Source organism: Streptomyces sp. NPDC048211 (genome assembly GCF_043202315.1).
Taxonomy (GTDB): Bacteria; Actinomycetota; Actinomycetes; order Streptomycetales; family Streptomycetaceae; genus Streptomyces.
The window spans coordinates 40791-52889 of record NZ_JBIDAD010000010.1; the positions used below are offsets into that span (position 1 = coordinate 40791).

Annotated in this window: 12 protein-coding genes; 4 read left to right on the forward strand and 8 right to left on the reverse strand. The window is 70.4% G+C overall.

Annotated features, from left to right (window positions below; translation table 11 throughout):
* Positions 1 to 52: 52 nt before the first annotated feature.
* The 3 genes from ACGFZA_RS30735 (at position 53) to ACGFZA_RS30745 (ending at position 4360) form a co-directional block, all read left to right on the forward strand.
* A complete protein-coding gene (locus ACGFZA_RS30735) occupies positions 53 to 2065 on the forward strand; it encodes a hypothetical protein (RefSeq protein ID WP_393683377.1) in 2013 nt (670 codons plus the stop codon).
* Between the two features lie 336 nt (positions 2066 to 2401).
* The gene (locus tag ACGFZA_RS30740) at positions 2402 to 3043 is read left to right on the forward strand and encodes an IclR family transcriptional regulator (protein WP_266779352.1); all 642 of its coding nucleotides are present in this window, start codon (positions 2402 to 2404) and stop codon (positions 3041 to 3043) included.
* Between the two features lie 528 nt (positions 3044 to 3571).
* Entirely contained in the window at positions 3572 to 4360 is a 789-nt protein-coding gene (locus ACGFZA_RS30745; protein ID WP_385288919.1) for a PDZ domain-containing protein, read from the forward strand.
* Here ACGFZA_RS30745 and ACGFZA_RS30750 read toward each other — a convergent pair.
* The 8 genes from ACGFZA_RS30750 to ACGFZA_RS30785 all read right to left on the reverse strand — a co-directional run bounded on the left by ACGFZA_RS30750 (position 4290) and on the right by ACGFZA_RS30785 (position 10794).
* Positions 4290 to 5639 carry an MFS transporter gene (locus tag ACGFZA_RS30750; protein WP_393683380.1) on the reverse strand — a complete coding sequence of 450 codons (1350 nt, stop codon included), beginning with the start codon at positions 5637 to 5639 and terminating at the stop codon, positions 4290 to 4292. The two genes, ACGFZA_RS30745 and ACGFZA_RS30750, sit on opposite strands and share 71 nt — an antisense overlap.
* Before the next feature lie 2 nt (positions 5640 to 5641).
* The gene (locus tag ACGFZA_RS30755) at positions 5642 to 5842 is read right to left on the reverse strand and encodes a hypothetical protein (RefSeq protein WP_393683382.1); all 201 of its coding nucleotides are present in this window, start codon (positions 5840 to 5842) and stop codon (positions 5642 to 5644) included.
* A 15-nt stretch (positions 5843 to 5857) separates the two neighbouring features.
* Entirely contained in the window at positions 5858 to 6466 is a 609-nt protein-coding gene (locus tag ACGFZA_RS30760) for an ArsR/SmtB family transcription factor (RefSeq protein ID WP_385288924.1), read from the reverse strand.
* Positions 6467 to 6544: 78 nt separating this feature from the next.
* Positions 6545 to 7510, reverse strand: a complete 966-nt coding sequence (locus tag ACGFZA_RS30765; RefSeq protein ID WP_393683384.1) for a glycine betaine ABC transporter substrate-binding protein — start codon at positions 7508 to 7510, stop codon at positions 6545 to 6547.
* A gap of 11 nt (positions 7511 to 7521) precedes the next feature.
* Positions 7522 to 8406 (reverse strand): ABC transporter permease, encoded by an 885-nt coding sequence (locus ACGFZA_RS30770; RefSeq protein WP_385288929.1) that lies wholly within the window; start codon positions 8404 to 8406, stop codon positions 7522 to 7524.
* On the reverse strand, positions 8403 to 9665 hold the full coding sequence (locus tag ACGFZA_RS30775; RefSeq protein ID WP_385288932.1) for a betaine/proline/choline family ABC transporter ATP-binding protein: 1263 nt from the start codon (positions 9663 to 9665) through the stop codon (positions 8403 to 8405). The genes ACGFZA_RS30770 and ACGFZA_RS30775 overlap by 4 nt, the downstream gene beginning before the upstream one ends.
* Positions 9658 to 10305: an ABC transporter permease gene (locus ACGFZA_RS30780; protein WP_385288935.1), complete on the reverse strand. Its 648-nt coding sequence runs from the start codon at positions 10303 to 10305 to the stop codon at positions 9658 to 9660. Before ACGFZA_RS30780 ends, ACGFZA_RS30775 begins: the two co-directional genes overlap by 8 nt.
* Before the next feature lie 15 nt (positions 10306 to 10320).
* Positions 10321 to 10794: an Lrp/AsnC family transcriptional regulator gene (locus tag ACGFZA_RS30785; protein WP_385288938.1), complete on the reverse strand. Its 474-nt coding sequence runs from the start codon at positions 10792 to 10794 to the stop codon at positions 10321 to 10323.
* Positions 10795 to 10926: 132 nt separating this feature from the next.
* Between ACGFZA_RS30785 and hppD the strand changes: the two genes are divergently transcribed.
* Positions 10927 to 12072, forward strand: coding sequence for a 4-hydroxyphenylpyruvate dioxygenase (gene hppD / locus ACGFZA_RS30790; RefSeq protein WP_385288941.1), 1146 nt, complete (start codon positions 10927 to 10929; stop codon positions 12070 to 12072).
* Positions 12073 to 12099: the final 27 nt, after the last annotated feature.

Below are 12099 nucleotides of genomic sequence, written 5' to 3' on the forward strand. Positions count from 1 at the left end.
CTTCCATTCCGCATTCGGATCACTCGCATTCCGTTTCCTTTGGAGGAGCCGCATGTTCGCGCATCGCAGACCCGCCGGAAGGCCGGCCCGCCCGGTATGGCGGCGCGCCGTCGCCCTCGGCGCCGGAGCCTTACTCGCGTGGACCGGGGGAACCGTCGCGTTCGCCCCCCTCGCCCACGCCGGCACCATCACCCCGACCGTCCACTGCACCCTGCCCGCCGGTCAGGGCGAGGCGACCGGACCGCAGCAGTTCAGCATCGAGCTGACCCCCGACGTCGTCGACCCGGGCGGCAAGGTCCATGCGAGGGTGGCGCTCGGCCCGTCCCCCGCCACCAGCGGACTCAGCCTCAACGACGTGCCCACCACCCCGAGCGTCGACCTCGCCATGTCCGGCGGCGCCACCGGCACGGTCACCGTCACCGGGCCCGAGGTCACCCTCGACGTCCCGTCCGGGCAGCCGATCGAGATCCCGCCGTACGAAGGGGACTTCCTCATCCCCGCCAACGCGAGCGGCCCGATCACCTTCACCCCGCTGCGCAACGTCACCCGCACGAAGGTGCTCGGCTCCACCTACACCACGACCTGCGCGGTCACCGCGGGCGGCGGCTCCATCGGCACCGTCACGGCGGAGGGCAGCGCCGGCCAGCCGGCCACCCTGATCGCCCCCACGACACCGGCCCGGCCCTCCACCTCCGTAGCCCTGTCGGGCAGCCGCTGGACCGTGGGCGCCACCCCCGTACCGTCGCTCTGCGCGACGGACGGCGGCGGCTGCGACGCCGGGAAGTTCGCGAGCAGTTCCCTCGCGATCAACAGCTCCGGACAACTGACCGGCAGCGCCGTGCTCGCCGCGGCCGGCACGGTGCCGGACGGCTCGTACCTCGTGAAGGTCGGCGACGGCACGAAGGAGGCGACCGCGCCCCTGACCGTCCGGGCCTTCGTCCCCGACGGCCCCCGTGCGATCGCCCTGTCCCGCGGCAGCGGACCGGTCGGCAGCGTCATCACCGTCACCGGCAGCGACTACTACCAGGACCGGTGGATCAACACCGTCGGTCTCGACGCCACCGGAGCGACGCTCGACGACACGGCCGTCTATGTGAAGAGCCGGCCCGACGGCACGTTCTCCGTCGACTTCACCGTCTCGGACCCGGCGGTCGCCGCGATCCAGGTCGACGAGGGCAACGACCCGGCGACCGTGCTGACCACCCCGTTCACCGTGACCGAGGCCACCGCGACGCTCTCCGCGGGCGCGGCCAAGGTCAAACCGGGCGGCACGATCAGCGTCTCCGGCAGCGGCTGGCCCTCCGGGGTCACCCCCACCGCCGCCCTGTGCGCGACCGACGGCAGCGGCTGCAACGCCGCCGGGATCAGCGGCTCCACCCTGCGGATCTCCGCCGACGGCACCCTGACCGGTACGGTCACCGCCGCCGGATCCACCGCCCGCGGCGTCTACGCGCTCCAGGTCACCGCAGGCGGACAGCAGGCCCTTACCCAGCTGACCGTCGCCCCGACCTTCGTCGTCCTCACTCCGGCCGCCGGGCCCAAGGGAACCGCGGTCACCGTGCTCGGCCAGGGCTTCGCGAAGGTGGCGACCGTGTCGATCGTCGGGCTGCGGGCGAACGGCTCGCAGACCTCCGACCCGGTGCGCACCAAGGTGGTCGGCCTCGACGGGGCGTTCTCGCAGACCTTCACCGTCAACGCGGCCGACACCGTCGCCCTCCGGGTCCGCGAGGTCCTCGTCAACCCGCGCACGGAAACGGCCGCCTTCACCGTCCAGGACGGCACCGCCCCCACAGGGGCCTCCTTCGCGCTCTCACCGCCCGAGGGACCGCCCGGCACGGTCGTCCAGGTGACCGGCCGGGGCTTCGCACCCGTCGCCACGGTCTCCGTCACCGGACGCACCGCGGACGGCAAGCAGACCGCCGACTCCTACGTCACCCGGATCATCGGACTCGACGGCACGTTCGCCCTCAACTTCACCGTCCGGGACCCGGCGACGAAGGCGATCAGGGCCTGCGAGGTGCTCGTGAACGGAAAAACTGTCCAGCAATTGTTCACGGTGAGTTAACGTCGGTTCACATCCGGTGTACGGAGCGTCGCGAGGGAGTCGGCCGACATGGACGCGCGTAGATGTGCGCCGTGCGGCCGGCGCCCCGCTGACCGGCACTTATGCTCATGCCGCACAACCGCATTTCCGTGGGCGCCCGGATTCTGGACGAGGTCTTCCGCTGAGCGGACTGGCTCGCTACTGTCCCAAAAATGTGAACGCCCCGTGGCAACGCCGCCGCGGAGCGCAGCCGGTGCCTTGGCCAGGCCGGCGGCCTCTCCGTGCGTTGCCGCTGGGACCGGTGACGCACAATCCGTGGGAACAGCCGCCGCCGCTCACCAAAGAGGAGAGGGCGTCGTGACCGCGGAGACCTCCCAGACGCTCGACCGAGGACTGCGTGTCCTCAAACTGCTCGCCGACACCGACCACGGCCTGACGGTCACCGAGTTGTCCAACAAACTCGGCGTGAACCGCACCGTGGTCTACCGTCTGCTCGCGACCCTGGAGCAACACACCCTGATACGCCGGGACTTGGGCGGCCGCGCACGAGTCGGCCTGGGCGTGCTGCGCCTGGGCCGCCAGGTGCATCCGCTCGTGCGGGAGGCTGCGCTGCCCGCGCTGCGGTCCCTGGCCGAGGACATCGGGGCCACGGCCCATCTCACGCTGGTCGACGGCTCGGACGCGCTGGCGGTCGCGGTCGTCGAACCGACCTGGACGGACTACCACGTGGCCTACCGGGCCGGCTTCCGCCACCCGCTGGACCGGGGTGCGGCGGGCCGGGCGATCCTCGCCGCCCGGCAGAAGCCGGTGGGCGAGACGGCCTTCACCCTCACTCACGGCGAGCTCGAAGCGGGCGCCAGCGGGGCCGCGGCCGCGCTGATGGGGGTGACGGGGGTCGAGGGCAGCGTCGGCGTGGTGATGCTCGCGGACGCCGTGCCGGAGCGCGTGGGACCCCGGGTGGTGGACGCGGCCCGCGAGGTCGCGGACGCGTTGCGCTAGCGCGGGGCGCGGTCCCTTGCCCTTGCCCCGGGCGGGGGGTTCCGTCCTCAATCGCCGGACGGGCTTGGTGGTGCGGGTGTTCCCGTGGGGTGCGGGGTGCGCCTCTGCCGGGTGGGTGGGGGGCCGGGGCCCCTCCGGGGCGTCTCCTCAAACGACGAACGTTCCGCCGGTACGCGAGGGACCCGGGTCGATGTTCGTCGTTCTGCGGGGACTCCCCTGCACGGCCCCGGCCCCGGCCGTCCTGCGTCTGCGACGGACGCCGGGCCGGTGTGCAGACGCAGGCGATGCCGGGTGGGGGCGTGCAGGGGAGTCCCCGCAGGAAATGGCGTACGACCTGGGTCCCTCACGGTCCCGGGTGAACACGCCATTTCTGAGGAGACGCCCCGGAGGGACCCCACCCCCACCCACCGGGCAAAGGCGCACCCCGCACCACGCGGAGCGACCCGCACCTCTCAAGCCCGTCCGGCGATTGAGGACGGAACCCCGGGCACAGAACCCCGCACACGTGCGGCCGGTTAGATTGGGTGGGTGTTCACACGTCGCTCGCGCCCCCGCACCCTCGCCCTGTGCGCCCTCCCCGTCCTCGCCCTTTTTGGCGTCGCCGCCTTCGCGCCGTTGCCGTTCACGCTGGCGCAGCCGGGTACGACGGCGAATGTGCTCGGCGACGACCACGGCACCCCCGTGATCAGCATCGAGGGCACCCCCACCCGGCCCACCGAGGGCCAGCTGCGGATGACGACGATCGTGGCCACCGGGCCCGAAGCCGATGTCGGGATCGGTGACGTGATCGACAGCTGGTTCCGTACGGACCGGGCGGTCATGCCGCACGACTCCGTCTACCCGTCCGGCGGCTCCGAGAAGGAGATCGAGAAGCACAACCTCGACGACATGGTGGAGTCGCAGGACTCCGCGGTCGACGCCGCCCTGAACTACCTCGGCAAGAAGCCGGGCTCGGTCGACGTGACGCTGCACCTCGCGGACGTGGGCGGCCCCAGCGCCGGCCTGTTCTTCGCGCTCGGCATCGTCGACAAGCTCGACGGCGACGGCTCGGGCGGCGATCTCACGGGTGGCCGCACCATCGCCGGTACGGGCACCATCCAGGCGGACGGCGAGGTCGGCGCGGTCGGCGGCGTCTCGCTCAAGACGCAGGCGGCCCGGCGGGACGGCGCGACCGTCTTCCTCGTGCCGAAGGGCGAGTGCAAGGAGGCGAAGTCCGAGCTGCCGAAGGGGCTTCGGCTGATCCCGGTCACGACTCTGAAGGGCGCGGTGTCCTCGCTGCGGGCGCTGGATCACGGGGGGAAGATCCCGAGCTGCTGACCGGGTCCGCCGCAGGCCTGCCGGGCACCCCGGACGGCATGTCGTCCATCGCCCGCCAGGCCGGGAAGACCAGCGGGCTCAGCGTCGCGATCAGGTACACCGCTCCCATCGCGAGCAGCGCCCCCGTGGCGCCGGCGCTCTCCACCAGCAGGCCGGCCGCGAGCCCGCCCACCGGCATGGCCAGCTCGCACCCCGCGGTGATCGCACCGGAGACCCGGCTGCGCAGCACGTCGGGGACGCTCCCGTAGATCACCGTCGTCAGGATCGGGTTCAGGACCCCGCCCGCGATCCCGCTCAGCACCATCGTCACGGCGAGGGGGAGCGTCGTGCCGGTCAGCGCGGCGACCAGGAACCTCGGCGCCCCGCACAGCACCACGCACACGGCGAACACGGTCCGCCGCGAGTAGCGGTGCCCCACGGCCCCGTACAGCAGTGCCCCGGTCAGTCCGCCCGCCCCGAACAGCGCGGTGAGCAGCCCGAGATCGCGCGCCCCGCCCAGTTCGGCCGAGGCGTGCACCGGGAGCAGGACGGCGTTCCAGCCCTGGTCGGTGCCGTTCATGAACAGGACCATCACGACGACGCCCAGCAGCAGCCGGTTGCCGAACAAGTAGGCGTAGCCCTCGCGGAGTTCGCGCCGGTAGGTGCGCAGGGAGACGGGCGCCGCGTCCTTGACCGGTTCTGCCGCGCGTACGCCCCGTACCCCCGCCGCGATCAGCGCGGCCGAGACCAGGAACGTCGCCGCGTCCAGCAGCAGCACGGTCTCCGCGCCGACCAGTGCGATGAGTACGCCGGCCAGTGCGGCCCCGACCATCCGGGCCCCGCGCGACACCGCGTCGAAGAGGCTGGCGGCGCGGGCGAGCGTGGTGCCCGCGTGCTCGGCCAGATCGGGCACGAGGACGTAGCGCGCGGTGTTGCCCGGGGTGTGGGCGAGTCCGTTGAGTGCCATCAGGGCGCAGAGCATCCAGAAGGCGAGGGCGTCGGCGTAGTACAGCAACGGCACTGCGGCTACGGCGAGTCCGCATACCGTGTCGGAGCCGATGGCCACCCGCCGTCGGCCGATGCGGTCGATGACGGGTCCGCCGATCAGGGCGGAGACGACGATCGGCAGGGTCGCGCAGAAGGCGACGATCCCGGCCCGTCCGGCGCTTCCGGTGGTTTCGAGGACGAACCACGGGACGCCGATCAGGGTGAGTGAAGTACCCGCTGTGGAGATGGAGTTGGCGGCCAGTACGGAGATGAGCGGCAGCCGGCCGGGCGTGTTGTTCGTCCCCCCGTCCACGGCTACGCCGTGCGAGGTGCGCGCGGGACCATGGCGGTCCGGTCCGGCAGGACGCGCAGGCCCAGTTCGACCAGGGTCCAGCCCAGCCGGGTCCGCAGTGCCTCGCGCGCGGCGTGGCGGTGGACGAGGCGGAAGTCGGCCGCCTCGTCGCGCAGTTCGGCGGAACGGATGCGGTGCAGTGCGAGGTGCGTCTCGGGGTGCATGGCGGGGTGGTCCCTTCAGTCGGTGGGGCGCGGGAAGACGTGCAGGTGGGTGCGGACGACGGCGGATCCCTCGGTGCCCTCGGGGACGCGGCCGCGGTAGCTGTTGACCAGTTCGTGGATCCTGTCGGCGAGCTCCCTGGAGAGCTCCGGGGTGAGCCGCACCTTGAAGTCACTGAGGTCCGAGCCCTCGAACCACTCCCGGGGCCATTCGTGCATCGTGCCGAGCCAGGTGTTCAGCTGCTGTGCGTGCACGGTCGCGACCTCGTGGAGTACGACGCCCATGGCGCCGCGGACCTCGGGGTCGGGGTCGTACAGGAACTCGGGGTCGAAGGAGGCGCCGGCGTGCACGGCGCGCCACCAGCGCTCGCGTCCCTTGCCGAGCGTCGGATCGTCCTCCACGAAGCCGTACGCCGCGAGCTGGCGCAGGTGGTAGCTGGTGGCGCCGCTCGACTCACCGAGCCGGTCGGCGAGGCCCGAGGCGGTGGCGGGCCCGAACTCCCGCAGGGCGTTCAGCAGCCTGATGCGCAAGGGGTGGGCCAGTCCGCGCAGGGTGCGGGCGTCGATGCTGAGGACCTGCGGGTCCGGTGCGGTGGCGGCGTTGTCGTCGCCCTCTGTCGGTGGCATGCCTCAACCATAGAGTTACAAAGATGCCTTTGCAACAAGTCTTTGCAACATCTTCTTTGTAACTTTGGCGGGGCCGGATCACCCCTCCTTGATGAACCCCTCCTGGATCAGCCAGTCCTTCGCGACCTCGTGCGGGTCCTCCCCGTCGACGTCCACCTTGCCGTTCAGCTCCTGAGCGACCTCCGTGGTCAGCCGTGCGCTGAGCGGGTCCAGCAGGTCGGCGATCACCGGGTACTTGTCGAAGGTCGCGGAGTGGATGACGGGCGCCGCGTTGTAGTTGGGGAAGAAGTGCTTGTTGTCCGTCAGCACGTCGAGGTTCATGGCCTTGATGCGGCCGTCGGTGGTGAACACCTCGCCCAGCAGGCAGGAGTTGGACTTCGACACCTGGGTGTAGACGATGCCCGCGTCCATCTTCTTGATGTTGGCGGCCGGGATCGACATCCCGTAGGCCTTCTCCATCCCGGGCAGTCCGTCGTTGCGCGAGGCGAACTCGTTCTCCACGCAGATCGTGACCGCCGAGGGGTTCTTCTTGGACAGGGCGGCCACGTCGGAGAGCGTCTTCAGGTGGTACTTCGCGTTGTTCTTCTTGCTGATGGCGAGCGCGTAGGTGTTGTTCAGGGTGGACTGCGGCAGCCACGTCACCCCGTTCTTCCGGTCCGCGTCGCGCACCGCTTCCCACTGCTCCAGCGGGTCGGTGATGGGTTTCGCGTGGCCCAGGTAGGTGATCCAGCCGGTGCCCGTGTACTCGTACATCGCGTCCGCGTCGCCCTGGACGATGGCCTCGCGGGCGCTGATCGACCCGGGGAGGTTCGTGCGGTCCAGGACCTCGGCTCCCGCGGCCTTGAAGATCAGGCCGATCATCTGGCCCAGGATGATGTTCTCGCTGAAGTTCTTCGAGGTGACGGTCAGCGAGGCGCCCTGCAGCGGCTGCCCCTCCACGGACGGTCCCGGCACCACGTCGTCCACCATCGGCGAACCGCTCTTCAGCCCGCATCCGGCCAGGGCGAGGGCCAGGGCGGCGGCGCCCGCCAGGACCGTACGCACGCGTCGCGTCCTCACTTCCCCACCTCCAGTCCGCGCGGTGTCAGCGCCACCTCGACGAGCGAGGCCAGCCAGTCCACCAGCAGCGCCAGTACCACCGTGAGCACGGAACCGAGCACCAGTACCGGCATGCGCTGCGTCTGGATGCCGGAGGTGATCAGGTCACCGAGCCCGCCGCCACCGCCGAACGTCGCCAGCGTCGCCGTGCCCACGTTGAGCACCAGCGCGGTCCGTACCCCGGCCAGGATCAGCGGCACGGCGAGGGGGAGTTCGACCTTCCGCAGTGTCCCCATCGCCGACATGCCGATACCGCGCGAGGCCTCCACCAGCGTCGGCTCGATCGCCTTCAGCCCGGCGACCGTGTTGGACAGGACCGGCAGCACCGCGTAGATCACCATGCCGGTGATCGCCGTCGACGGACCGATGCCCAGCCAGATCACCAGCAGCGCCAGCAGGCCGATCGCCGGCGTCGCCTGCCCGATGTTGGCGATCGCGGTGACCAGCGGCGCGGCCTTGCTCAGACCGCGCCGGGTCAGTGCGATGCCCAGCGGAATGGCGATGATCAGCACCCAGAACGTCGAGATGGCCGTCAGCCTGACGTGCTGCCACCAGCGCAGCTGGACCGTGTCGCCCGCCAGGGAGTTCTCCGCGATCGAGTCGAGCTCGACGTTGGTGATCCAGACGTACGTGATGACCAGCACCACCGCGAGCGCGGCGGGGACGATCACCAGCTTGCGCCAGGTCAGACGGCGCGGCGGCCCGGCCGGCGGCGGGGCCGGTTCCTCCTCCTGGTCGTGGAAGGCGAGGCCCTTGACGTCGTGTTCGCCCGGCGGCCGGTCCCGGTCGGACGCGGGGACCGGCCGGTCGGAGCGGGGACCGGGCGAGGAGTGGGGAGTCATGCGCCCGCACCGCCCTCCAGCTCCTGGACGGTCTGGTGGGTGCGCAGCTCCTCCAGGTCGTGCTGGTGCTCGATGGCGGTGAGCCGGTCGGCCTCCAGGAGTTCGTGCACGGAGTTCATCAGGGTGGCCATGTCGACGACGCCGATGAACTCGCCGCGCCGCCCGGTCACCGCGACCCGGCCGCCGCTGTCGGTCAGCACCGCCTCCAGCGCGTCGTGCAGCGTCGCGTCCCTGGTCACCGTGTCGTGCACCAGCTGCCCGGCCCGCGCCAGCGAACCGCGGGCCCGCATCAGGTCGCCGCGCCGCAGCCACTTGTACGGGCGGTTCCTGCGGTCCAGCATCAGCAGCTCGTTGTGCGACCCTGCGCGCAGCTTGTTGAAGATCGACTGGAGGGGTTCGTCGACCGTCACCGTCGGGAACTCGGCGATCTCCACGTCCCGGACGCGGGTGAGGTTGAGCCGCTTCAGCGCCGCGCCCGCCCCGACGAAGCCGGAGACGAAGTCGTCCGTCGGATTGGTGAGGATGGCCTCGGGAGTGTCGAACTGCGCGATGTGCGAGTGCTCGCGCAGCACGGCGATCCGGTCGCCCAGCTTGATCGCCTCGTCGAAGTCGTGGGTGACGAAGACGATCGTCTTGTGGAGTTCGTGCTGGAGGCGGATCAGCTCGTCCTGGAGGTGGTCACGCGTGATCGGGTCGACCGCGCCGAACGGCTCGTCCATCAAGAGCACCGGCGGATCCGCGGCCAGCGCCCGTGCCACGCCCACGCGTTGCTGCTGACCGCCGGAGAGCGCGCGCGGATAGCGGCCGTGGAACTCGCGCGGGTCCAGGCCGACCAGGTCGAGCATCTCCTCGACCCGGTCCTTCACCTTCGACTTCGACCAGCCCACCATCTTCGGTACGAGGGCGATGTTCTCGGCGACCGTCATGTGCGGGAAGAGCCCGGACGACTGGATCGCGTAACCGATCTTGCGGCGCAGTTTCACCGGGTCGATGTCGGTGACGTCCTCGTCGCCGATCCTGATCCGGCCGGAGGACGGCTCGATCAGCCGGTTGATCATCTTCAGGGTGGTGGACTTCCCGCAGCCGGACGGGCCCACGAAGATGACGGTCTCGCCCGCCTTGATGTCCATCGAGACGTTGTCCACGGCCGGGCTGGGGTTGCCCGGATAGGTCTTGGTCAGCTCCTCCAGCTGGATGGTCGCGCCGGACGTGGCGTTGGCGGCCGGCTCCGGTTCGGTCTCTGCGACGGTCTCAGACACGGATCCCCCTCGGGATGGTGAGCCGCCCCAGCAGCACGTACGCGGCGTCGAAGAGCAGGGCGAGGATGACGATGCCGAGCGTGCCCGCGAGCACCGAGTTGATGGCGTTGGCACTGCCCAGCGAGGCGATACCGCGGAAGATCTCATTGCCCAGACCGGGCCCCGAGGCGTAGGCGGCGATGGCGGCGATCCCCATCAGCATCTGGGTGGAGACCCGGATGCCGGTGAGGATCGGGGGCCAGGCGAGCGGCAGTTCCACCTTCCGCAGCCGGGCGAGCCGCGACATCCCGATGCCCTTCGCCGCGTCCACGAGCGCCGGGTCGACGCCGCGCAGCCCGACGATGGAGTTACGGACGATGGGCAGCAGCCCGTACAGCGTCAGGGTGATCACCGTCGGCGCCACCCCGAGCCCCACCAGGGGGATCAGCAGACCGATCGCGGCCAGCGACGGAATGGTCAGGACGGTCGCCGTCGAGGTGATCGCCACCGAGGAACCCCAGCCGCTGCGGTAGCTGACCACCCCGATCAGGACACCGAGCACGGTGGCGATGACCATGCACTGGAAGACGGCGCTGGCGTGCTGGAACGCGTCGGTGAGCAACTGCTGGTGCCGATTCCCCAGGTACTCCCAGAAGCTCACACGTCACTCCTCGGCTCAGTCGGTGTCCTGCGCGGCCTGCTCGACGAGCGGGATGATGCGCAGGGGTACGGGGTTCTCCATGACGATCGCCGTGGAGGCCCGGACAATGCCATCAAATCCGACAACCCGGTCGATCACCCGCTGGAGATCGGCGTTGGAACGGGCCACGAGCCGGCACAGCATGTCGCCGTGCCCGGTGGTGGTGTGCAGCTCCAGCACTTCCGGTACGCCGCCCAAGTGGGCGCGCACGTCGGCCCCTTGGCCCTGTTTGATCTCCAGCGTCGCGAAGGCGGTCACCGGATAGCCGAGGGCCGCCGGGTCCACGTCCGGACCGAAGCCGCGGATCACGCCATTCGACTGAAGGCGGTCCAGGCGTGCCTGCACCGTCCCGCGCGCCACGCCGAGCCGGCGTGAGGCCTCCAGGACCCCGATCCGCGGCTCGCGCGCCAGCAGGACGATGAGCCGCCCGTCGAGAGGGTCGATCGCCATGGCAGGCCTCCGGGGGTGGTGTGATGGTCATCATGTACAGATAGCCCGCTCATCATGGCGAACCGCTGTGCAGGATGCCCAACGATTTCGCGAACTGTTGCGCACCTTGCGAAGTGGCGGGACGCTTCGGGCATGACTGAGACGATGAACAGCACCCCCGGCACCGTCCGGCAGGCCGATCCCTTCCCGGTCAAGGGAATGGACGCGGTCGTCTTCGCCGTCGGCAACGCCAAGCAGGCGGCGCACTACTACTCGACGGCCTTCGGCATGAAGCTGGTCGCCTACTCCGGACCGGAGAACGGCAGCCGCGAGACCGCCAGTTACGTGCTCACCAACGGCTCCGCCCGCTTCGTGTTCACCTCCGTCATCAAGGCGTCCACGGACCACGGCCGCTTCCTCGCCGACCACGTGGCCGAGCACGGCGACGGTGTCGTCGACCTGGCCATCGAGGTCCCCGACGCCCGCGCCGCGTACGCCTACGCCGTCGAGCACGGCGCGCTCGGCCTCGCCGAGCCGCACGAGGTGAAGGACGAGCACGGCACCGTCGTCCTGGCCGCCATCGCCACGTACGGCAAGACCCGCCACACCCTCGTCGAGCGCACCGGCTACGACGGCCCCTACCTCCCCGGCTTCGCGGCCGCCGACCCGATCGTCGAGCCCCCGGCCAAGCGGTTCTTCCAGGCCATCGACCACTGCGTCGGCAACGTCGAGCTCGGCCGGATGAACGAGTGGGTCGGCTTCTACAACAAGGTCATGGGCTTCACCAACATGAAGGAGTTCGTGGGCGACGACATCGCCACCGAGTACTCCGCGCTCATGTCCAAGGTCGTCGCCGACGGCACGCTCAAGGTCAAGTTCCCGATCAACGAGCCGGCCGTCGCCAAGAAGAAGTCCCAGATCGACGAGTACCTGGAGTTCTACGGCGGCGCCGGCGTCCAGCACATCGCGCTCGCCACGAACGACATCGTCGCCTCCGTGAAGGCGATGCGTGCGGCCGGTGTCCAGTTCCTCGACACCCCCGACTCGTACTACGACACCCTCGGCGAGTGGGCGGGCGAGACCCGGGTGCCCGTGGAGACCCTGCGCGAGCAGAAGATCCTCGTCGACCGCGACGAGGACGGCTACCTCCTGCAGATCTTCACCAAGCCGGTCCAGGACCGGCCGACCGTCTTCTTCGAGATGATCGAGCGCCACGGCTCGATGGGCTTCGGAAAGGGCAACTTCAAGGCCCTGTTCGAGGCGATCGAGCGCGAGCAGGAGAAGCGCGGCAACCTCTGATCCACCGCGAACGGGGAGCACCGCGCG

Excerpts from the sequence above, each read along its gene's own strand:
- ACGFZA_RS30735 (WP_393683377.1), top strand. The coding sequence starts at position 53 with ATGTTCGCGCATCGCAGACCCGCCGGAAGGCCGGCCCGCCCGGTATGG.
- ACGFZA_RS30755 (WP_393683382.1), bottom strand. The coding sequence starts at position 5,842 with ATGCACCCCGAGACGCACCTCGCACTGCACCGCATCCGTTCCGCCGAA.
- ACGFZA_RS30760 (WP_385288924.1), bottom strand. The coding sequence starts at position 6,466 with ATGCCACCGACAGAGGGCGACGACAACGCCGCCACCGCACCGGACCCG.
- ACGFZA_RS30770 (WP_385288929.1), bottom strand. The coding sequence starts at position 8,406 with ATGACTCCCCACTCCTCGCCCGGTCCCCGCTCCGACCGGCCGGTCCCC.
- ACGFZA_RS30785 (WP_385288938.1), bottom strand. The coding sequence starts at position 10,794 with ATGGCGATCGACCCTCTCGACGGGCGGCTCATCGTCCTGCTGGCGCGC.
- hppD (WP_385288941.1), top strand. The coding sequence starts at position 10,927 with ATGACTGAGACGATGAACAGCACCCCCGGCACCGTCCGGCAGGCCGAT.